Consider the following 21,972-nt stretch of genomic DNA (forward strand, 5'->3'; position numbering starts at 1 on the left):
TGCTCCGCCGCCTCGCCCGAGGCGAACCCGCCACCCGCCAACAACGCCTCACCTTCAACACACCCGACTGACAGGAATGTGAAACACGCTCTCAGGCGGCTGCGGAGGTTCGCACCAGGGTGCGGATCTGGCGCAGCAGCACCGACAGGGCGGCGAGATCCGCCCGCGACTCGTCGAACTCCCCCATGGCCCGCCGGGCACGGTGGATGGAGGTGGCGTTCGACTGCTCCCACTGCTGCACCCGCTCGTGCGGCGGCAGGTCGCCCGGGGTGGAGTCGAGTACCTCCGCGGTGAGCGCGGCCAGCGCGGCGTACAGGTCGTACCGCAGCGCCATCCGCGCGAGGGTCTGCCAGCGGTCCTCCCGAGGCAGCAGGGAGATCTTCGACAGCAGCGAGTCCACCCGGAACAGGTCGGACAGCACGAAGTAGACCGAGGCCACCTCGCTGACGTCCCGCCCGCTGGCGTTCGCGGTCTCCACCACGTCCATCAGGCCGAAGCTGTACATCAGCCGGGTGGCCCGCTCCGCCAGCTCACGGGGTAGCCCACGCTCGGTCATCGAGTCCATGTGCGCGGCGATGCCCTGGCGCTCGTTGCCGTAGAACAGCTCCTCGAGCCCCGGCAGCAGCCGGGTGACCCCGTCGCGCAGCCGGGCGATCTCGGCCGGTACGTCGATCGGCGAGCGCCGGTTGGAGACCAGCCACCGCACCGCCCGGTCGAGCAGCCGGCGGGTGTCCAGGTAGACGCTGGTCTGCAGCTCCGGCGCCACCTTGTTGTCCAGCGCCTCGACCGCGTCCCACAGGTCGCGCAGGCCGAACACCTCGCTGACCACCACGTACGCCCGGATCACGTCTGCCGCGCTGGCCGCCGTCTCCTCGACCACCCGGAAGATGAACGAGATGCCACCCCGGTTGATCGCCTCGTTGACCAGGACGGTGGTGACGATGTCCCGGCGCAGCCGGTGCCGGCCCATCCGGTCGGCGAACCGCTCGCGCATCGGCGTCGGGAAGTAGTTGACCAGGACGTCGGTCGTCCACTCCTCGTCGGCCAGCCCATCGGTGAGAATCTCCCGCTCCAGGACGATCTTCACGTACGCGAGCAGCACCGCGAACTCCGGCGCGGTCAGGCCGGATTCGCTGCGGACCGCCAGCTCCTCGTCCGGCGGCAGCGCCTCCAACGCGCGGTCCAACCCGCCCGACCGCTCCAGCTCGTTGATCATCCGGCGGTGCACCGGGAGCAGCGAGGCGGCCTGGGCCTGGGCGTTGTTGATCGCCCGAGCCTGGTCGTAGTTGTCCCGCAGCACCAGCTCGGCGACCTCGTCGGTCATCCCGGCCAGCAGTTCGTCCCGCTCGGCCGTGGTCAGCTCGCCGTCGGCCACCGCCGTGTTGAGCAGGATCTTGATGTTCACCTCGTGGTCGGAGGTGTCCACCCCGGCCGCGTTGTCGATGAAGTCCGTGTAGATCCGGCCACCGGTCAACGCGTACTCGATCCGGCCGAGCTGGGTCCAGCCCAGGTTGCCGCCTTCGCCCGCCACCCGGCAGCGCAGGTTGCGCCCGTCCACCCGGATCGTGTCGTTGGACTTGTCGCCCACCTCGGCGTTGGTCTGGGTGGAGGCCTTGACGTAGGTGCCGATGCCGCCGTTCCAGAACAGGTCCACCGGGGCGGTGACGATCGCCTTCATCAGGTCCTGCGGCGACAGTTGCGTGACGTCGTCGTCCAGGCCGATCGCCGCCCGGACCTGCGGGGTGATCGGAATGGACTTCGCGGTACGCGGGAAGATGCCGCCACCTGCCGAAATCAGCTCCGGGTTGTAGTCCTCCCAGGAGGAACGGGGCAGCTCGAACAGCCGTCGACGCTCCGCGTAGGAGGTGGCGGCGTCCGGCTCCGGGTCCAGGAAGATGTGCCGGTGGTCGAAGGCGGCCACCAGCCGGATGTGCTCGGAGAGCAGCATCCCGTTGCCGAACACGTCGCCGGACATGTCACCGACGCCGACCACAGTGAAGTCCTGGGTCTGGGTGTCCAGGCCCAGCTCCCGGAAGTGCCGCTTGACCGACTCCCAGGCGCCCCGGGCGGTGATGCCCATCCTCTTGTGGTCGTAGCCGGCGGACCCGCCGGACGCGAACGCGTCGCCCATCCAGAAGTTGTGCGCCTTGGAGATCTCGTTGGCGATGTCGGAGAACGTCGCGGTGCCCTTGTCGGCCGCCACCACCAGGTACGGGTCGTCGCCGTCGTGCCGGACCACGTCCTCGGGCGGCACGATCTGCCCGCTGACGATGTTGTCGGTGACGTCCAGCATCGCGCCGACGAACTCCTGGTAGCAGGCGACCGCCTCGTCCCGGTCACCCGGCTTCTGCTTCAACACGAAGCCGCCCTTGGCGCCGACCGGCACGATCACTGTGTTCTTCACCATCTGCGCCTTGACCAGGCCCAGCACCTCGGTACGGAAGTCCTCCCGGCGGTCGGACCAGCGCAACCCGCCCCGGGCCACCGGCCCGAACCGCAGGTGCACACCCTCGAACCGGGGCGAGTAGACGAAGATCTCGAACTTCGGTCGCGGCGCCGGCAGGTCCGGAATGGCCTGCGGGTCGAGCTTGAACGCGACGTACGCCTTCGGCCGCCCGTCGGCGCGCTTCTGGTAGAAGCTGGTCCGCAGGGTCGCCTCGATCAGCGTCAGGTACGAGCGCAGGATCCGATCCTGGTCGAGGCTGGCCACGTCGTCCAGCGCGCCCCGGATCGTCTCCACCAGCTCACCGCTGCGCTGCTGCCGCTGCTCGGTGCTCAACTCGCCCGGCGCGAACCGGGTCTCGAAGAGTTCCACCAGCAACGCGGCGAGCTTCGGGTACGCGATGAAGGTCTGCTCCATGTAGTCCTGAGAGAAGACAGTGCCGGCCTGCCGCAGATACTTCGCGTACGCCCGCAGCACCACCACCTGCCGCCAGGTCAACCCGCCGCGCAGCACCAGCTCGTTGAACCGGTCCACCTCGGCCTCGCCGCGCCAGGCCGCCGCGAAGGCGTTCTCCACGTGCGGGCGCACCTCGGCCAGCTCGTGATGCCCCTCGGGCAGCATGAGGCCGAAGTCGTACAGGTAGACCCGACCGTCGATCCGGTCCACCTCGTACGGGTGCTCGTCGACCACCCGTACGCCGAGCGAGTGCAGCACCGGCAACACGGCGGAGAGCATCATCGGCTCGCCGTACCGGTAGACCTTGAACCGGACGTCCATCGCCTCGGCCAGGTCGGCCCCCGGCATCCGGGTGCCGGGCCGAGGGGCCAACTGCTTACGGAACAGGTGCATCTCCAGCTGGCCGGGCTCCTCCAGCAGCTCCAGCTTCGCCAGGTCCTTCATCGCCTCGTACGGCGTGTGCCCGTCCTTGTAGCCCTCCGGGAACGCGTCGGCGTACCGGGTGAAGAGGTGCTTGGCCTGCTCGTCGCCGAGCTTGCGCTCCAGCACCAGCCGGTAGTCGTCGTCCCAGAGACGGGTGGCGTCGGCCAGCTCCTCGGCCAGCAGGTCGGCGTCGATGTCGCCGGGCGGCCGGGTCGGGTCGGTACGGACGATGAAGTGCACCCGAGCCAGCATCGACTCGGTGACCCGGGTGGTGTAGTCCACCCCGACGCCGTTCAGCTCCCGCAGCAGGATGTCCTGCATGCGCAGCCGGTTCTGGGTGGTGAACCGGTCCCGGGGCAGGTAGATCAGGCAGGAGATGAACCGCCCGTACGCGTCCCGACGCAGGAACACCCGCAGCTGCCGGCGACCGGCCATCCGCAGCACGCCGATCACCGCGTGGTACAGGTCGTCGGTCTTGATCTGGAACAGCTCGTCGCGCGGGTAGGTCTCCAGGATCTGGATCAGATCCTTGCCCGAGTGGCTGCGCTGGCTCAGGCCGGAGCGGTCCAGCACCTCGGCCACCTTACGGCGCACCACCGGCAGCTCGCGGACGCTGGTCCGGTAGGCGGCCGTCGAGAAGAGGCCCAGGAAGCGCCGTTCACCGATCACGTCACCAGCGGAGTTGAAGATCTTGAAGCCGATGTAGTCCAGGTACGCCGAGCGGTGCACGGTGGCCCGGGAATTGGCCTTGGTGATGATGAGTAGGCGCTTCTCCAGCACCTTCTCGTGCGCCTCTGGCGTCATCGAGGACAGCGACCGGGCCTCCGGCGAGTCGGAGCGCAGGATGCCCAGACCGGTGCCGAGCACCGCCTCCAACGCCTTGCCGTCGACCACGTCGGCGGCGTCGCCACCGTCGGCGTCCACCAACCGGTACTCGCGGTAACCGAGGAAGGTGAAGTGGTCGTGGGCGAGCCACCGCAGCAGCTCCACCGAGTCAGTGATGTCCTTTTCCGGCACCGGTGGGCGGTTGTCGGAGGTACGGGCCGAGGCCAGCTCGTCGGCGAGCGCGAGGGCACGCTGACGCATCTTCGGCCAGTCCTCCACCGCCTCCCGCACATCGGTGAGCACCCGCTGCAACTCGCGGCGCAACCGGTCCCGCTCGGCCGCGTCCCGGACCGGGTCGATCTCGATCCGCATCCAGCTCTCGATGATGTCGCCGGCGATCGCGTCGTCCGGCTCGACATCGGCGGAGACCTCGGTGAGCCGGCCCAGCGGCTCCCGCCGCACCACCACCAGCGGGTGCACCAGCAGGTGCACGTCCAGGTGGTACGAGTTGAGCAGCGCCGTCACCGAGTCGACCAGGAACGGCATGTCGTCCGTGACGATCTCGACGACCGTGTGGTGCTGGTCCGCGTGCGGTTCGTGGATCCGCAGCTTCAACTCGCCCGGCACCCGCTGCTGGGCGAGGTCCCGGTGCGCCCGGGCCGCGTCGAGCATCTCTTCCGCCGTGAAGCCGACCAGCTCCTCGTCCGGGGCGAACCGCCAGAAACGGCCGACAAGTGTCGCCGCGTCGTGGTCGTCCCCCGCGAGCGCGACGGCCTGGGCCACCAGGCGCTCCGCGTTGGGAACGGGTTCGTCGAGCTCGGCGTCCTCCACGTCGTCGGCCAGCGCCTCGGCTGGCAGACCCAGATCGTAGATGGTGTCGATGCTCGACCCGGTCAGCCCGGTGACTCCCGTGTCGAGTCGGCCGTAGCCGTCCCCGTCGGTCGCCGAATCGAAGCTGTCATCGTCCCGGCCGGAGTCATCCTGCCGGAGGTCGGGTTCCGGTTTGATCGCCGGACGCCGGTCCATCGGTGCCACTCCCCTCGACCCACCGCGTTGTGGGTCACTCTGCCGCCCAGCCTAGGCCCTGCCGTTCTGCGCCTTCGTCGGCGGACCACCGGCCAGACGTCCGGATCGGGACTTTGTCCTTTCACCCGTTGCGGGTCCGAGGTTGGCCGGCTGCGGGATACCCCGCCACGCGATGTTCATCACACGGGCGCGGCCCGTCTTTGAGCGCGGCCGAGCACCTGGGGGACGTTGGGGACGCTGTTCGCGTACTACCGTGCGAGGGCAGTCCGAGATCGGAAGGACCAGCTTCATGCCCTTGTCGTACCCTCGGCCCCACCGGCCGAACCCTGCCCGCCGCCTGGCCGCCGCCGTCACCACGGCGCTGCTCACGGCGGGTGTCCTGGTCGGTTGTTCGGGTGACGACGGGCCGCAGCGCACCGTCGACGCCTTCCTCGCGGGCTGGCGCAGCGGTGACCTCCAGGCGGTCGGTCTGATCGACCCGCTCGGCGCGAAACTGCCGTCGGCCGACGTGGCGCGCGAGATCAAGGAGCTCTCCGGTGAGTTGGCGGCCACCCCGCCCACGCTGACGCGTCGCGGCGAGCCGAAGATCACCAAGGACATCGCGACCACAACGGTCCAGGTGGAGTGGGCCCTGCCCGGTCAGACCCGCTGGGCGTACGACCGGGAGGTGCGGATCGCCCACGGCGACGACGACCAGTGGCAGGTGATCTGGGAGCCGACAGTGGTGCACGAGCAGCTCACCAAGGGCGACCGGTTGGCGCTGCGCCGCGACACCGGTGCCCGCGCCGGGGTGCTGGACAACGCCGGGAAGCCGATCGTGACCCCTCGCCCGGTGGTCCGGGTGGGTGTGCAGCCCAACGGGGTCGCCGACATCAAGAAGCTCGTCAAGGACCTCGACGCGGCGTTCAAGGCCATCCGCCCGGCGCTGGTCCCGGGCGTCGACCTGGCCGACCTGCCCGAGCGGGTGGCCAAGGCCGAGCCGGGTGCCTTCGTCGAGGTGGTGTCGCTGCGCGAGGAGGCGTACCGGCAGATCAAGCCCCGGATCTATGACCTGCCCGGCACCAAGTTCATCTCCGACAAGATCGACCTGGCGCCCACCCGCGAGTTCGCCCGCGCGCTGCTCGGCACGGTCGACCCGGCGCAGGCCGACGACCTCGCCGCACACCCCGACCGGTACGTCGTCGGCGACCTGGTCGGGCACGGCGGGCTGCAGGGCCGTTACGACGAACGGCTGCGCGGCGGTCCCGGGCTGACGGTGGTGGTCGAGCGTCCGGCCGAGGGCGGCAAACTCGAACCCACCGGCGCCGAGCTGTTCCGTCGGGAGCCGCAGCCTGGGCAGGCGCTGAAGACCACGCTGGACGTCGCCGTCCAGAACGCGGCCGACGGGGCACTGCGCGCCGAGCCGCGCCGGTCCGCCCTGGTGGCGCTCCGGATCAGCGATGGCGCCGTGCTCGCCGCGGCGAACGGCCCCGGGCCGGCCGGGGAGAATCTGGCCTTCGACGCCCAGGTGCCTCCGGGCTCCACCTTCAAGATGGTGAGCACGCTGGGCCTGCTGGACCGGGGCGCGGTCACCCTGGACGGGCCGGTGGCCTGCCCGAAGACCTTCACCGTGGACGGTCGCTCCTTCAAGAACTCGGACAACTTCGAGCTGGGCTCGGTGCCGTTCCGTACCGACTTCGCCAAGTCCTGCAACACGGCGTTCGCCGCGCTGGCCCCGAAGCTCGGCGGCGACGGGCTGGCCGCCGCCGGCCGCTCGCTGGGCCTGGAGGGTCAATGGGACCTCGGCACGGACGCCTTCACCGGCAAGGTCTCGACGGGCGGCAGCCTGGCCGAGCAGGCCGCCGCGTCGTTCGGGCAGGGCACCACGCTGGTCAGCCCGCTCGCCATGGCCGGTGCCACCGCCGCCGTCGCCCGTGGCCGATTCGAACAGCCGAAGCTGCTGATCGACCCGGCGCCGGCCAAGCCGGCCCCGGCTGGCGAGCAACTGAAGCCGGCATCCGTCGCGGCGCTGCGCACGATGATGCGGGAGGTGGTCACCGCCGGCACCGGCAGCGCGCTCAAGGATGTGCCGGGCGAGGTGTACGGCAAGACCGGCACCGCCGAGTACGACAACAACCCGGCCCACACCCACGCCTGGTTCGTCGGCTGGCGTGGCGACGTGGCGTTCGCCGTCTTCGTGGAGAAGGGCGGGGCCAGCACCGCCTCGGCCGTCCCGATCGCCGAGCGCTTCCTCCGCGCCCTCCCGGCCCGCTGACCCGGCGCCCCGCGCCCCGGCGCTCGCCCCGCGCCCGGCGCTCGCCCGGCGCCCCGCGCCCGGCGCTCGCCCGGCGCCCCGCGGGTCCGGCGCTCGCCCGGCGCCCCGCGGGTCCGGCGCTCGCCCCGCGTTCCGTGCGGGGCATGATCCACTCGGTTTCCTTGAAACTGCGGTGTCCACGCAACCCGGACACCGCAGTTTCTTCGATACCGAGTGGATCATGCCCGGATCGCCGAGGATCGGGTCAGGCAGTGTCGGCTTTATGCCTTTCGGCCGGGTTCTCGGCCGGCGGGGAGGGGCGTCGGAGAAGACCCGGGCCGGCCGATGCGGGCGGGCCGACAGGTTCACGCTCGACCAGGGGTGCGATACGGGCGGCGACGCCCGATGGCTCGGAATGCGCCTGCCCGAGCGTGCCGGGCGACTGCGCCTCAGCCACGACGTCATGAGGCACCGGGCCCGCCGAAGGGCCGCCGGCAGGAATACCGCCATCAGCAGACCCGACGCTGGTAGATCCGACGCCAGGAGACCGGCCGAGGGAGGACCCGGGGCCGTTGGGGCCGCCACCGGCCCGCTCCCCGCCCGACGGGCCGCCATCAGCCACCTCAGCGCCGATCAGTGACGCCTCGCCCTCGACCGCACTTCGTGACCCGTCGAACGATTCGGCATGATCAAGCCCCGCAACCCGCTCAACGCGATCAAGCCCGGCAAGCCCTCCAGCGAGCCCGTCGAGCCGCCCGGCACGATCGGAGCGCTCGGTGGCGGTCGAGGGCCGGCCGTTGCCGCGCCGCGGTGAGGGTGTCGGCCGCGCCGACAGTAGTCGGGGCGGCACGGCTTCCGGGGCGGTCACCGGCGCCAGACCGGCGACCACCGTGTTGACGATCTCGGCCGCGTACGAGCCGTCCGGGTCGTAGTCGGGGTCGAAGACGGTCAGCTCCACGCCGAGGCAGTGCGGGGTGTCGACCAGGCCGGAGAGCAGGATCTCCAACTCGGCGAAGGCGATTCCACCCGGGTCGGGGGCGTCCACGGCGGGCATCACCGCCGGGTCGAGGACGTCCACGTCGATGTGCACCCAGTAGCCCGCGCAGTCGGCGAGTTGCTCGTGCGCCCACTGGGCCGTCCGGGCGGCGCCTTCGGCGCGCAGCGCCGGCACCGGTCGGGTGGTGATCCCGGCGGCCTGGAGGTCGAGCCGGTATTCGTCCTGGGCGCGGATGCCCAGCACCACCACGTCGATGTCGCGGAAGTAGGGCCGGCGGCCCTCCAACGCGGCCAGGTCGGCCTGCCCGCGCCCGGTGACCAGGGCCAGGTCCTCACCGGCTGCCGCGCCGACGTAGGAGGCGTTGCCGGGGTGCCGAAAGTCGGAGTGCCCGTCGACGAAGACCAGCCCGATCCGCCCGCCGACGGCCTCGCCGAGGCGGTGCATGGCCAGGGCCGAGCCGAGCAGCACGGAGCAGTCGCCGCCCAGCACCACCGGGAACTCGCCCCGGTCGATGATCGAGCCGATGCGTTCGGCGAGGGCCAGCGAGTAGTCGGCGATCTCCCGGGCGTGGCACACCCCGTCACCGGGCCGCCAGTCGCCCGGGTCGTACCGGGCCGGGGTGACGCAGCCGGCGTCGCGGGCGCGGAGCCGGGCCAGCAGGTCGTGGTCGCGCAGCGCCCCGGGCGCTTTGGCGCAACCCGGGACCGACGTGGGCGTCGGCGGCCGTAGGCCGAGATTTGTCGGCGCGTCGAGGACGGCGATCCGGCGCATCATGAGCTCCCGTCCTCGGTGGTCGGGCGGGCCGGCCGGAACGCCGGCCCGCGCTGGCGTGCTAGGAACTCAGAACAGGGCGCTGGCCAGGGCCCGACGCGCCGAGGCGACCGCCGGGTCGTCCGGGCCGGCGATGGAGAAGAGCGAGACCAGGTGTTGGCGAACCGTCTCACGGTCCTCACCGGCGGTGCGCCGGACCAGACCGACGAGCCGCGCGTACGCCTGCTCGGCCAGGCCGCTGAGCACCTCGATGTCGGCGGCCAGCAGTTGGGCGTCGACATCGTCGGGGGCGCTCTCGGCGGCGGCGAGCGCGGCGGACGGGTCGGCGCCGGCCACCCGGCGGGCCACCCCGACCTGGGCCAGCCCCGCCGTGGCCGCGGCGTCCGCCGGGGCGTCGGCGAGGATCTTCCGGTACGCCTGCTCGGCGGCGTCCAGATCACCGCTCATCAGCGCGTCGTCCGCCTCGTCGAGGCGGGGGTCCTCCGGCTCGGCGACGGTCACGCCACCGGCCTTGAGGATGGCCTGGATCCACTGCCGCAGCTGCGCCTCGGGCACCACCCCGGAGAAGGCGTCGACCGGCTGGCCGCCGACGACCGCGTAGACCATGGGGATGCCCTGCACCCGGAACATCTGGGCGATTCGGGGATTTTCCTGCACGTCGACCCGGGCCAGCACCCAGGCGCCGCCGCCCTCGGCGTTCAGCCGCTCCAGGACCGGGGCGAACTCGTCGCTCTCCGGGAAGCCGGCCGCGCCGAAGAACACGACGACGGGCGTGGCCATCGAGCGTTCGAGTACGTCGGACTGGATGGTCGCCTCGGTGACGTCCACGATGGCGGTGTCACCGCCGGCGGTGGGCGCGCCGGGTGCGCCGTTGGACGGGCCGCCCTGCGGGGGCGTGCCGGGGCGGGTATTTGCTGGTGCGGGGCCACGCAGCGTGCTGAGGTCGACCGCGCCGCGGGTGAAGATCGACGAGGTGATCCGTGGGTCGCTCATGGTTACCTAGTCTCGCACGTGAGCCCCCGATCTCAGCTCACCCGCAACCCCGACGTTGCAACTCTCACGCCTCCGCCCGCACCCCCGCGATCTTGCACATTCTGTCGCCAGTACGCCGCATTCATGCCTTATGTCGGCGCAGAATCCGCAAGATCGACGGGGTGGGGGGCGGACAGGGGGTCAGAAGCGGGCCGGCTCCCGGTAGGTGCCCCACTCGGCGCGCAGGGCGTCGCAGATCTCGCCCAGGGTCGCCTCGGCGCGGACCGCGTCGAGCATGGCGGGGATCATGTTCTCGTCGGTACGGCTCGCCTCGATCATCCGGGTCACCGCCGCGCGGACCGCTGACTCGTCCCGCGCGCTCTTGCGCTCGGCGAGCACCCGGCGCTGCTCCAGCTCCACCTCGTGCGAGATGCGCAGGATCTCCAGCTCCTTGGCGACCGTGCCGGTGTGGCAGTTGACGCCGACGATCTTCTTGTCGCCCTTTTCGAGGGCCTGCTGGTAGACGAAGGCCGACTCGGCGATGTGCCCGGTGAACCAGCCGTCCTCGATCCCGCGCAGGATGCCTGAGGTCATCGGGCCGATCTGGTGCGGCCCGTCCCCGCCGAGCTGCCGGATCCGGGCGAAGATCTCCTCCGCCTCGGCCTCGATCTTGTCGGTCAGCGCCTCCACGTACCAGGAGCCGCCGAGCGGGTCGGCCACGTTGACCACGCCGGTCTCCTCCATCAGCACCTGCTGGGTACGCAGGGCGATCTCGGCCGACTCGTCGGTGGGCAGCGCCAGGGTCTCGTCCAGCGCGTTGGTGTGCAGCGAGTTCGTGCCGCCGAGCACCGCCGCGAGAGCCTCGACGGCGGTGCGGACGACGTTGTTGACCGGCTGCTGCGCGGTCAGCGACACCCCGGCGGTCTGCGTGTGGAACCGCAGCCACAGGGCCTTCTCGCTGGTCGCCCCGTAGACGTCGCGCAGCCAACGGGCCCAGATCCGGCGGGCGGCACGGAACTTGGCGATCTCCTCGAAGAAGTCGAGGTGCGAGTCGAAGAAGAAGCTCAGCCCCGGCGCGAAGACGTTCACGTCCAGCCCGCGCGAGAGGCCCAGCTCGACGTAGCCGAAGCCGTCCGCCAGGGTGTACGCCAGCTCCTGAGCGGCGGTCGAGCCGGCCTCGCGGATGTGGTAGCCGGAGACCGACAGCGGCTTGTAGCGCGGGATCTCCCGGGCGCAGTACTCCATCAGGTCGCCGATCAGGCGCAGGTGCGGCTCCGGGTCGAAGAGCCACTCCTTCTGCGCGATGTACTCCTTGAAGATGTCGGTCTGCAGGGTGCCGTCCAGCTTGGACAGGTCGGCGCCCTGCCGCTCGGCGGCGACCAGGTACATGCAGAACACCGGCACGGCCGGGCCGGAGATGGTCATCGAGGTGGTCACGCCGGCCAGGTCGATGCCGTCGAAGAGCGCCTGCATGTCGGTGGCGGTGTCGATGGCCACGCCGCAGTGGCCGACCTCGCCGAGCGCCTGCGGGTCGTCCGAGTCGCGGCCCATCAGCGTCGGCATGTCGAACGCCACCGACAGCCCGCCGCCACCGGCGCCGAGGATCATCTTGTAGCGCTCGTTGGTCTGCTGCGCGTTGCCAAAGCCGGCGAACTGCCGGATCGTCCAGGTCCGCCCGCGGTAGCCGGTCGGATACAGACCCCGGGTGTACGGATACTCGCCCGGCCAGCCGATCCGTTCGAAGCCCGGATAGGTGGCGCCTTCCGGCGGCCCGTAGACGGGCTCCACCGGCATTCCGGAGAGCGTGGTGAAGTCCGCGTCCCGCTTGCGCGCGGCGTCGTACCGGGCCTGCCAGCGCGCCCGTCCGGCGTCGATCTCGTCGGCGTCCATGAGCAGGGCTCCTCCTCGGGTCCTCGACTGCACGTCGAGTGTAAGGCCCCCACCTGAACGATCGCTAAGTCACGCCGTACTGGCGAGTAACGGCAGCTCGCCCCTGCACCTCTCAGGCCGATGCCGTGGTGGCCGGCCCACCCATCGCCACGTCGTCGACCCGGATGTTGACCTCGTCTACCCGCAGCCCGTACGCCTCGACCGCCTCTGTCACCCGGGCGCGTACCTGACCGGTGATCTCCGGCACCGGCCGGCCTGCGTCAACCACCAACACCAGGTTGATGACGGCGGCGTCCCCGGTCAGGTGGGCCGAGCAACCCCGTCGGGCATCGCCCACCTGGTCCAGCCCGACCCGGTCGAGAACCGCGTTGAAGAACCGGGCGACGTCCCCGCCCAGGTCGGCCACGCCGGGCACCGCGCGGGCCGCCGCGACGGCGATCTTCTCGACCACCTCGTCGGCGACCTGCGTCGTCCCACCAGCCGGCACCGACGCCCTGGTCAGCTCCTGCGTTGCTTCCAGGTCCACAGTCGCTCCCTGCTCCTCGCGCCACCGCGTCTGGGCGCGCCCGGCCCCCCAGCGAAGGTGGGGCGGTGCGAGCCTACTAGGACGATGCGGTCCCGGGATGCTCCCGGTGGATGGTCGACGGGCCCGGCAGCCGTCAGACCGTCGGGCGGCTACGCCCTCAGACTCCGGCTGCCGCCCCCGGCTGGTTCAGCTCGATGTCGTCCACGATGATGTTGACCTGGGTGACAGTCAGGCCGTACTTCTCCACCGCCTCGATCACCGCGGCCCGCACCGCCTCGGTCACGTCGGCCACGACGTGACCGGCGTCGATCACCAGGACCACGTTGATGACGGCCGAACTGCCCTTGACGTCGGCCGAGACACCCCGCCGGGCGTCGCCCACCTCGTCCAGGCCGATCTTGTCCAGCACGCTGTTGAAGAACCGGGAGACGTCACCGCCGAGATCGGCCACACCGGGCACGGCACGAGCGGCCGTACCGGCGATCTTCTCCACGACCTCGTCGGAAACCGACGTGACACCCCGGGCCACGCCCGTCGCGGGCTGCACTGCACCGGCGTTCTCCACCGCGTCCGTCATGATCACATCTCCCCTGGTCCCGGTGCATTGTGGACCGACCGGTTCGTCAGCCCGCTTCGCGGCAGCCTCGCTCCCGGCCACGCGCCGCGAGCCTACTAAAACCAGAGCTACCTTCGCTTGCGGGCGAGACGCGTGCTCCGACCGGCCACACGAGCGACGACGTCGGTCCGCGCCGGACTCCACCGATCCAGCACGTCCACTGTGGACGCGCCGGCCCGGCGGGACCTCGGATCAGCGGGCCAGCTGGGCGAGCAACTCGTCCGCCGCCGTGTACGGGTCGATCACACCCTCGGCAACCCTGGTGGCGAACGTGGCCAACTCCGTACCGTCGCGCAGTGAGCCGATCCGGGCGCGGAGGGTGCCGAGCGCGATCGCCTCGATCTCGGCGGCGGCCCGCGCCTCCTGGCGGCGGCGCAGCTCGCCGTGCTCGACCAGCCAGCCCCGGTGCTTGTCGATGGCGGCGGCGATGTCGTCGATGCCCTCGCCGCGCGCGGCTACCGACCGGACCACCTGCGGCCGCCACTGCCCCGGCCCGCGCTCACCGAGAGCGATCATGCCCTGGATGTCGCGGACGGTGGCGTCGACGCCGTCCCGGTCCGCCTTGTTGACCACGAACACGTCGGCGATCTCCAGGATGCCGGCCTTGACCGCCTGAATGGCGTCGCCCATCCCGGGCGCGAGCAGGACCAGCGTCGTGTCGGCCAGCGAGGCGACCTCCACCTCGGCCTGCCCGACGCCGACCGTCTCCACAAGCACCACGTCGCAGCCTGCGCCCTCCAGCACCCGGACCGCCTGCGGCGTCGCCGCGGCCAGCCCGCCGAGGTGCCCCCGGCTGGACATCGACCGGATGTAGACGCCCGGATCGGTGGCGTGGTCCTGCATCCGCACCCGGTCGCCCAGGATCGCTCCGCCGGTGAACGGGCTGGACGGGTCGACCGCCAGCACGCCCACCCGGTGCCGGCGCGCCCGCAGCGCACGGACCAGCTCGTTCGTGGTGGTCGACTTGCCCACCCCTGGCGAACCGGTCAGCCCGACCACCTGGGCCTGCCCGGCGTACGGCGCCAGCGCCGCGGCGATCGCCGGCAACAGTGCGTCACCGTTCTCCACCAACGTGATCAGGCGGGCCACCGCGCGCGGGTCGCCCGCACGGGCCCGCTCGACCAGCAGCGGTACGTCCCGGCTGCGGCGCACCGACGTGGTGCCCGCTGCCGGGACGTGCTCAGCCGCCTCGCTCACTGTGCCATCTTTGTTCGCGACTGCGGGGCTCGCAAAACCGGCTCACTCCTCGCGCTCACTGGCTGGCCGCGGCCTGTCCCGGCACGTGGATGATCAGCGCGTCGCCCTGGCCACCGCCGCCACAGAGCGCCGCCGCGCCGGTGCCACCACCGCGCCGCTTCAGCTCCAGGGCGAGGGTGAGGACGAGGCGCGCGCCGGACATGCCGATCGGGTGCCCCAGCGCGATCGCGCCGCCGTTGACGTTGACCTTGTTCGGGCTGACCCCGAGGTCCCGGGTGGACTGGACACCGACCTGCGCGAACGCCTCGTTGATCTCGATGAGGTCCAGGTCCGCCACGCTCAGGCCGCCCTTCTTCAGGGCGTGGTTGATGGCGTTGGACGGCTGTGAGTGCAGGGAGTTGTCCGGGCCCGCCACGTTGCCGTGCGCACCGATCTCGGCCAGCCAGGTCAGCCCCAGCTCCTTCGCCTTGGCCTTGCTCATCACGAGCACCGCGGCGGCGCCGTCGGAGATCGGCGACGAGCTGCCGGCGGTGATGGTGCCGTCCTTGGCGAAGGCGGGGCGCAGCTTGGCCAGCGACTCGACAGTGGTGTCCGGGCGGATGCCCTCGTCCTCGCTGATCACCAGCGGGTCACCCTTGCGCTGCGGGATGACCACCGGTGCGATCTCGTCGGCGAAGTGGCCGTTCTTCTGCGCGGCGGCGGCCCGCTGGTGACTGGCGGCGGCGAAGGCGTCCTGCTCCTCGCGCGAGATGCCGTGCTTGGCGCCGAGCCGCTCGGTCGACTCGCCCATCGAGCAGCAGTCCCAGGCGTCGCTGAGCCCGTCGTGTGCCATGTGGTCCTTGACCACCACGTCGCCGTACTTGTAGCCGGTGCGCTGACCCATCAGCAGGTGCGGGGCGTTGGTCATCGACTCCATGCCGCCGGCCACCACGATGTCGAACTCGCCGGCCCGGATCAGCTGGTCGGCCAGCGCGATCGCGTCCAGGCCGGAGAGGCAGACCTTGTTGATGGTCAGCGCCGGCACGGACATCGGTACGCCGGCTTCGACCGCCGCCTGCCGAGCAGGGATCTGACCGGCGCCGGCCTGCAACACCTGCCCCATGATCACGTACTGGACCTGGTCCGGGCTGACGCCGGCACGCTCCAGCGCCGCCTTGATGGCGATCCCGCCGAGCTTGGTGGCCGGGAGGTCCTTGAGGTTGCCCAGTAGCCGGCCCATCGGGGTCCGCGCGCCGCTGACGATCACCGAAGCCATGCCTGCCTCCGAGGGGGTGCCGAGCTGTACGCCTTAACGATTGTTCGGCCAGACTAGCGCCATGGCAGAGAACTCCCCCGTCGAGCCCGGTGCGGACTACGTCACAGACATCGGGCTTCGCAAGATTGACCACGTCGGGATCGCCGTGGCCGACCTGGACGCCGCGATCGACTTCTACCAGCGGACGTTCGGGATGCGCTGCGTCCACGTGGAGACCAACACCGAGCAGGGCGTCCGGGAAGCGATGCTGGCCGTCGGACCGACCACCGAGGGCGGCTGCGTGCAGTTGCTCGCCCCGCTCACCCCGGAGTCGACGATCGCCAAGTTCCTGGACCGCAACGGGCCGGGCGTGCAGCAGGTCGCGTACACGGTGGTGGACATCGACGCCGCCTGCGCGGCGCTCCGCGAGCGCGGCATGCGCCTGCTCTACGACGCCCCGAGGCGTGGCACCGCGGACAGCCGGATCAACTTCGTCCACCCCAAGGACGCCGGTGGCGTCCTCGTCGAACTGGTCCAACCCGCCCCCAGCTCCCACTGACCACGCGCCCGCCTTGTTGATCAGGAGGTCCGCGTCGTCCTCGGCCGCGACGGCGACCGGAAGCTCTTGATCAACGAGGGCGGCGACCCTTCGGGCCGGGCGGGCGCGCCCGTCAGTGCGCGGTTGGCGGGGTGGTCGGACAGCTTCACGCATCGGCGGATGCAGTTTTTCACAGAGGACTTCCCGGCCTAGCTACCGTTCAGTAACGTCCGGCCCCACAGGAGCGCGACCGGCGCCGGATGTGTCGAATGCCGACATGGCGGTCGTGCCCACCGGCGCCGACGATGGCAGCACCCGGGCCCGTGCGGGTGCGGACGAACCGGAGGTCACCGTGCAGGACATCCTCGAAGCGATCATGGCGGCGGAGGAATCGAACGATCCGGACCGCGAACTCGCCGGCGTCGCCGGGCTGCCCGTACCGGAGAGCTACCGGGGCGTGGTGGTCCGCGCCGAGGAGTCCCGGATGTTCGACGGCATGGCCACCCGGGACAAGGACCCCCGCAAGGCACTGCACGTGCAGGAGGTGCCGACACCGGAGCTGGCGCCGGGCGAGGCGCTGATCGCGGTGATGGCCAGCGCCATCAACTACAACACGGTGTGGACCAGCATCTTCGAGCCGGTGTCCACCTTCAAGTTCCTGGAGCGCTACGGCCGGGTGTCCGAGCTGACCCGCCGGCACGACCTGCCGTACCACGTGGTCGGCTCGGACGCTGCAGGCGTGGTGCTGCGCACCGGCCCCGGGGTGACCCGCTGGGCGCCCGGCGACGAGGTGGTCGCGCACTGCCTCTCCGTGGAGTTGGAGGACGCGGCAGGTCACGACGACACGATGCTCGACCCGCAGCAGCGGATCTGGGGCTTCGAGACCAACTTCGGCGGGCTGGCCGAACTGGCCGTGGTCAAGGCCAACCAGCTGATGCCCAAGCCGCGGCACCTGAGCTGGGAGGAGGCGGCCAGCCCCGGGCTGGTCAACTCCACCGCGTACCGGCAGCTCGTCTCGCACCACGGCGCCAACATGAAGCAGGGTGACGTGGTGCTGATCTGGGGCGCGTCCGGCGGCCTCGGCGGGTACGCCACCCAGATGGCGCTCAACGGCGGCGCGATCCCGGTCTGCGTCGTCTCCTCACCGGAGAAGGCCGAACTGTGCCGCAGGATGGGCGCGGAGCTGGTCATCGACCGGGCCGCCGAGGGCTTCCGCTTCTGGAAGGACGAGCAGACCCAGGACCAGGACGAGTGGCGGCGCTTCGGCGAACGGATCCGCGAGCTGACCAGCGGTGAGGACCCGGACATCGTGTTCGAGCACCCGGGGCGGGAGACGTTCGGCGCCAGCGTCTACGTGGCCCGGCGCGGCGGAACCATCGTCACCTGCGCCTCCACGAGCGGCTTCCAGCACCAGTACGACAACCGCTACCTGTGGATGCACCTCAAGCGGATCGTGGGCAGCCACTTCGCCAACTACCACGAGGCGTGGCAGGCCAACCGCCTGGTCGCGCTCGGCAAGGTGCACCCGACGGTGTCCCGTACCTATCCGTTGGAGCAGACCGGCCAGGCCGCGTACGAGGTGCACCGCAACGCCCACCAGGGCAAGGTCGGCGTGCGCTGCCTCGCACCCACCGACGGGCTGGGCGTACGCGACGGGGAGTTGCGGGCCCGGCACGAGGACGCGATCAACCGGTTCCGGGGTCACTGACCGGCACCGCCGGTCCCCGGCCGCTGACCGGCACCGCCGATCCTCGGTGGCTGACCGGCACGGCCGGTTGCGGCGCCCCGGCCGGACGGCGGAACGCCGGATGACCATTGCGCTGATCGCTCATTGTTCTTCCGCCGCCATTAGCGGATAACCCACCCGGATCGAACAAAGGGCCTCGGGGTAACCCCGGGGCCCCTTTTCCGCGTCACGCTGCGTGGCGTTCGACAGGCCGGGACCTGCCAAGATCGCCGATTGGTCCAACCTCACCGATCGCAGGAGTTGACCATGTAAAGAGGGCACGAAAGCTTCGCACCGCTCTTGCGAAGCACCCTGGGGCGTCTGCCAGTATGTCCCAATGCCCCAGCAGCAGTCCTCCCCTCTCGCGTTCTTCGATAACGCGAACTCGCAGCCAGATTTCACCGTTGGCCTGCGCGGATACAACACCCATCAGGTCGACGACTTCCTCGGCCGGATGACCGCCGCGCTGACCCAGTCCGAGCAGGCCCGTGCCGAGGCCGAGCAGCGGATGAACGACGCCCAGCGTCGGCTCCGCCAGGCCGAGCAGCGCATGAGTGCGCTGGAGCAGAAGCTCACCGACACGAACAAGCAGCTCGAAGAGAACAGCCGGCCCACCCTCTCCGGGCTCGGCACCCGCGTCGAGCAGATCCTCCGGCTCGCCGAGGAGCAGGCCAACGACCACCGCAACGAGGCCAAGCGCGAGTCGGAGGGCATCCTCTCCGCCGCCCGCCTCGAGGCCCGTGAGATCACCGACAAGGCCCGCGCCGAGGCCGCGGCCATGAAGGCGAGCGCCGAGCGCGAGGCGGGCAACCTGCGCACGGCCGCCGAGCGCGAGGCCGCCGAGGTCCGGGTGCAGGCCCGCCGCGAGGCTGACACGCTGCGCGCCGACGCCGACCGTGAGACCAAGCAGCTGCGCACGGTCACCGCGCACGAGGTGGCCGAGCTGAAGTCGACAGTCGAGCGGGAGGTCGCCACCCTGCGGGCCACCGCCGAGCGGGAGATCACCCAGCAGCGGGCGAAGGCCGCCCGTGAGGCTGAGGAGAAGCGCGCCGAGGCGACCAAGCTGCTCACCGACGCGCGGGACAAGCGCGACAAGGACCTGCAGGCCCTGGAGCTCCAGCTGGCCGAGCGGCGGGAGAAGGCCGAGCGCGAGGAGTCCGAGCGCCACGCCGCCCAGGTCGCGCAGACCCAGAAGATGGTCAGCGAGGCCGAGCAGCGTGCCCGGGCCGCGCAGGAGCGGGCCAAGGAGATCGAGCAGCGCGCCGAGGCGCGGCGGGTCGAGTCGGAGCGCAACGCCGCCGAGACTGTCGACAAGGCCAAGGCGCACTCGGAAAAGACCCTCAACGAGGCGAAGGCCGAGTCGCAGCGCCTGCTCACCGAGGCGCGCACCGAGGCGGAGCTGACCACGCAGGCCGCCCGCCGCGAGGTCGAGGACCTCACCCGGCAGAAGGACGCGGTCACCTCGCAGCTGGGTCAGATGCTCTCCGGGCTCGCTGGCATCGTGCCGGGAATGCCGGCGCAGGCCGCTCCGGCTGCCAAGCCGGAAGCCAAGAAGACCGATGGCGGTCAGGAGCGGGTGCCCGCGGAGACCGCCGGCTGACGCGAGGCGTCAGGTCGGGGCATCGACGGCGCGAGGTGACACCGGGTAACCGGTGCCACCTCGCGCCGTATGCGTTTCCCAGCCCCTGGTATCCGATGGCCGTAATCGAGTGAAGTAGCTCCCACAAGGCCCGTCCGTATCGCCCCAGCAGGGCCCGTTGCGTGTGAGGATGGGGGCATGTCGCACGGCGAGGAACTGTTCGCTCTCGGCGGGGACGTGACGACGGAGCCCAGCTTCGAGTCCGCTCTGCGGGGGTACGAGAAGAAGCAGGTCGACCGCTATGTCGCGCGTGCTGAGCACGAGATCGCGACCCTCGCTTCGGAACGGGAACAGGCCTACACACAGATCCACAAGCTCGCCGGCCAGGTCGAGGTTCTCCAGCGCGACCTGACCCAGGTGCGCAAGCAGATGAACGTGGTCGACCGGGCGTCGTTCCGGCATCTCGGCCCACGGGTCGAGTCGATCCTCACGCTGGCTGAGGAGCAGGCCGAGCAGATCCTCTCCGACGCGAACGGGGAGATCGAGGCCCGTCGTGCCGCGGCCGAGCACATCATCGAGGAGGCCCGCGAGCAGGCCGCGCGGGCACTGAAGGACTTTGAGATCGCCCTCGCCGCCCGACGCGCGGAGGAGGAGCGGCACAGCGCCGCCCAGCGGGCCGAGGCGGACGCGACCCTGCGGTCGGCCAAGGACGAGTCGGCGCAGTTGCGCAAGGCGGCGCAGGACGCGCTGGCGAAGGCCCAGCAGGAGGCCACCCAGCTGCGGGATACCGCCAAGGAGATCCACACCCGGGCCCAGCAGGAGGCCACCAAGCTGCGCGAGACGGCCCGCGAGACGCTGGCCAAGGCCCAGCAGGAGGCCAGCGACCTGCGCGACGCCGCCAAGGAGGTGCATGCCAAGGCCCTTCAGGAGGCCAAGCGGCTCACCGACACGGCGACCGAGGCCGGGCGGGCCACCCACGCCAAGGCGCAGCAGGAGGCCAAGCAGATCATCGACGACGCGTCGATGGCCGGACGAGCCACCCGCGCCAAGGCGCAGCAGGAGGCCGAGCGGCTGACGACGCAGGCCACCGAGTCGGCGAAGCGCAGCCGTGCCGACACCGAGGCGTACGTGCAGCGGATGCGCACCGAGACCGAGGCGTACGTCCAGCACACCCGGGCGCAGACCCAGCAGGAGCTGGGCGCGTGGCGGGCCGGGGTGGAGCAGGAGGTCAACTCCCGTCGGGAGGCGGCCGACCGGGAGTTGGCGCAGCGACGGTCCGCGGCCGAGCAGGAGTTCGCCAGGCGCCGCGACGAGTTGGACAAGCAGCACGCGGCGCGCCAGCACGAGCTGGAGGCCGGGTTCGCCAGCCGTCAGCAGGAGCTGGAGAGCGGGTTCACGACCCGCCGGGACGAGCTGGAGACCGAATACTCCGCTCGCAAGAACGAGCTGGAGACCGAGTACACCGCTCGCAAGAACGAGATCGAGCAGGGCGCGGCCGGCATCCGTCAGGCGGCTGAGCAGGACGCGGCGGCGCTGCGCCAGCGGTCCGAGGCGGAGGCTGCCGAGCTGCTGAGCCGGGCTGAGACCGAGGCCGGCGACAAGCGCCGCAAGGCCGACGAGCATGTGGCGGCGTCCCGGCGGCAGTTCGAGGAGTACGCGGCCACCACCCAGCAGCACCTGGCCACCACCCAGCAGCACCTGGCGGCGACCCAGCAGGAGTCGGCGGCGGGCCGGCAGCAGTTGGCCCAGGTGATGCTGGAGATCGCCCAGGCCCAGCAGCAGCTGGCGGATCTGCGGCAGGAGACCTGGAAGGCCCGGCAGGAGTCCGACGAGCTCCAGCGTCAGATGTCCGAGCTGCGGTTGCAGAGTGTCGCGGGCCCGATCGACGGCCCGACCGCGCCGGCCGCGGCGGACGGCGCGAGCGCGGGCGAGCCCGGTGGTGGGGACGACGGCGTGAGCGTTACCGCCGGCGCGGCCTCCGGGCCGGATACGGGCACCGAGTCGGGCACGGGCACCGGGTCGGGCACGGGCACCGGGTCGGGCACGGGCACCGGGTCGGGCACGGGCACCGGGTCGGGCACGGGCACCGGGCTGAAGACGGAGCCCGCCGACACCAGGCAGCCGGTGAACGCGGATGCGGAGGAGTCCGGGCAGCCCACGACGCGGCCGGTGGCCGAGCCGGTGACCACAGTGGACGGTGGCACGGCGAGCGCCGGGGTGGACGGGGAGCCGACAGTGGCCGCCGTTCCGGGCGAGGGTGGCCGGGGCGCCAAGCCCACCAAGATCACCAGCACCGGTGAGAACGGCAAGCGACCGAGCAAGCCGACCACCGACGAGCGCAGCGCCAAGCCCAGCAAGGTCACCATCGACAAGGACTGACCGCCGCCCACCCAAGCTTCGAGATCTTGGACACTTTCCGTCAGCGCGGCGGGCTCAACCGGTGGTTGCAACACCGAGGAGCTGGGTCATTTTCTCACCGGGGGTGGCCCAGTTCAGGGTCATGCGGGGGCGGTCGTTGAG

12 protein-coding genes and 1 pseudogene are annotated in these 21,972 nt (G+C 71.2%); 5 read left to right on the plus strand and 8 right to left on the minus strand.

Annotation, left to right across the window (positions count from 1 at the left end; genetic code table 11):
- Positions 1-91: 91 nt before the first annotated feature.
- Positions 92-5,173: an NAD-glutamate dehydrogenase gene (locus tag ABZU74_RS32985; RefSeq protein ID WP_355432368.1), complete on the minus strand. Its 5,082-nt coding sequence runs from the start codon at positions 5,171-5,173 to the stop codon at positions 92-94.
- 289 nt (positions 5,174-5,462) lie between these two features.
- Between ABZU74_RS32985 and ABZU74_RS32990 the strand changes: the two genes are divergently transcribed.
- Entirely contained in the window at positions 5,463-7,427 is a 1,965-nt protein-coding gene (locus tag ABZU74_RS32990) for a penicillin-binding transpeptidase domain-containing protein (protein ID WP_355432371.1), read from the plus strand.
- Positions 7,428-8,208: 781 nt separating this feature from the next.
- On the opposite strand, the pseudogene ABZU74_RS32995 reads toward ABZU74_RS32990, so the two are convergent.
- From ABZU74_RS32995 to ABZU74_RS33025, 7 genes and pseudogenes are all read right to left on the minus strand, one after another.
- Positions 8,209-9,177, minus strand: a pseudogene (locus ABZU74_RS32995) (arginase family protein); the annotation flags it as partial.
- 66 nt (positions 9,178-9,243) lie between these two features.
- Positions 9,244-10,167: a tetratricopeptide repeat protein gene (locus ABZU74_RS33000; protein WP_355432374.1), complete on the minus strand. Its 924-nt coding sequence runs from the start codon at positions 10,165-10,167 to the stop codon at positions 9,244-9,246.
- A gap of 180 nt (positions 10,168-10,347) precedes the next feature.
- Positions 10,348-12,036, minus strand: coding sequence for a methylmalonyl-CoA mutase family protein (locus ABZU74_RS33005; protein WP_091405796.1), 1,689 nt, complete (start codon positions 12,034-12,036; stop codon positions 10,348-10,350).
- A 112-nt stretch (positions 12,037-12,148) separates the two neighbouring features.
- On the minus strand, positions 12,149-12,562 hold the full coding sequence (locus ABZU74_RS33010; protein WP_355432377.1) for an Asp23/Gls24 family envelope stress response protein: 414 nt from the start codon (positions 12,560-12,562) through the stop codon (positions 12,149-12,151).
- A 157-nt stretch (positions 12,563-12,719) separates the two neighbouring features.
- Positions 12,720-13,139 carry an Asp23/Gls24 family envelope stress response protein gene (locus ABZU74_RS33015; protein WP_355432380.1) on the minus strand — a complete coding sequence of 140 codons (420 nt, stop codon included), beginning with the start codon at positions 13,137-13,139 and terminating at the stop codon, positions 12,720-12,722.
- 231 nt (positions 13,140-13,370) lie between these two features.
- The gene (meaB, locus tag ABZU74_RS33020; protein ID WP_355432383.1) at positions 13,371-14,375 is read right to left on the minus strand and encodes a methylmalonyl Co-A mutase-associated GTPase MeaB; all 1,005 of its coding nucleotides are present in this window, start codon (positions 14,373-14,375) and stop codon (positions 13,371-13,373) included.
- Between the two features lie 55 nt (positions 14,376-14,430).
- On the minus strand, positions 14,431-15,630 hold the full coding sequence (locus ABZU74_RS33025) for an acetyl-CoA C-acetyltransferase (RefSeq protein ID WP_355432386.1): 1,200 nt from the start codon (positions 15,628-15,630) through the stop codon (positions 14,431-14,433).
- A gap of 61 nt (positions 15,631-15,691) precedes the next feature.
- Between ABZU74_RS33025 and mce the strand changes: the two genes are divergently transcribed.
- The 4 genes from mce to ABZU74_RS33045 all read left to right on the plus strand — a co-directional run bounded on the left by mce (position 15,692) and on the right by ABZU74_RS33045 (position 21,831).
- Positions 15,692-16,168: a methylmalonyl-CoA epimerase gene (gene mce / locus ABZU74_RS33030; protein ID WP_355432389.1), complete on the plus strand. Its 477-nt coding sequence runs from the start codon at positions 15,692-15,694 to the stop codon at positions 16,166-16,168.
- A gap of 331 nt (positions 16,169-16,499) precedes the next feature.
- Positions 16,500-17,855, plus strand: coding sequence for a crotonyl-CoA carboxylase/reductase (gene ccrA / locus ABZU74_RS33035; RefSeq protein WP_355432395.1), 1,356 nt, complete (start codon positions 16,500-16,502; stop codon positions 17,853-17,855).
- Positions 17,856-18,210: 355 nt separating this feature from the next.
- Complete coding sequence (locus ABZU74_RS33040) at positions 18,211-19,473, plus strand: DivIVA domain-containing protein (RefSeq protein ID WP_196919469.1); 1,263 nt, start codon at positions 18,211-18,213, stop codon at positions 19,471-19,473.
- A gap of 177 nt (positions 19,474-19,650) precedes the next feature.
- Positions 19,651-21,831 carry a hypothetical protein gene (locus tag ABZU74_RS33045; RefSeq protein WP_355432392.1) on the plus strand — a complete coding sequence of 727 codons (2,181 nt, stop codon included), beginning with the start codon at positions 19,651-19,653 and terminating at the stop codon, positions 21,829-21,831.
- Positions 21,832-21,972 lie beyond the last annotated feature (141 nt).

The sequence above is a fragment of the Micromonospora sp. NPDC005171 genome (assembly GCF_040608575.1).
Taxonomy (GTDB): domain Bacteria; phylum Actinomycetota; class Actinomycetes; order Mycobacteriales; family Micromonosporaceae; genus Micromonospora.

Coding starts and splice junctions, on each gene's coding strand:
- ABZU74_RS32985 (WP_355432368.1), bottom strand. CDS start 5,173: ATGGACCGGCGTCCGGCGATCAAACCGGAACCCGACCTCCGGCAGGAT.
- ABZU74_RS32990 (WP_355432371.1), top strand. CDS start 5,463: ATGCCCTTGTCGTACCCTCGGCCCCACCGGCCGAACCCTGCCCGCCGC.
- ABZU74_RS33000 (WP_355432374.1), bottom strand. CDS start 10,167: ATGAGCGACCCACGGATCACCTCGTCGATCTTCACCCGCGGCGCGGTC.
- ABZU74_RS33005 (WP_091405796.1), bottom strand. CDS start 12,036: ATGGACGCCGACGAGATCGACGCCGGACGGGCGCGCTGGCAGGCCCGG.
- ABZU74_RS33015 (WP_355432380.1), bottom strand. CDS start 13,139: ATGACGGACGCGGTGGAGAACGCCGGTGCAGTGCAGCCCGCGACGGGC.
- ABZU74_RS33025 (WP_355432386.1), bottom strand. CDS start 15,630: ATGGCTTCGGTGATCGTCAGCGGCGCGCGGACCCCGATGGGCCGGCTA.
- mce (WP_355432389.1), top strand. CDS start 15,692: ATGGCAGAGAACTCCCCCGTCGAGCCCGGTGCGGACTACGTCACAGAC.
- ABZU74_RS33040 (WP_196919469.1), top strand. CDS start 18,211: ATGCCCCAGCAGCAGTCCTCCCCTCTCGCGTTCTTCGATAACGCGAAC.
- ABZU74_RS33045 (WP_355432392.1), top strand. CDS start 19,651: ATGTCGCACGGCGAGGAACTGTTCGCTCTCGGCGGGGACGTGACGACG.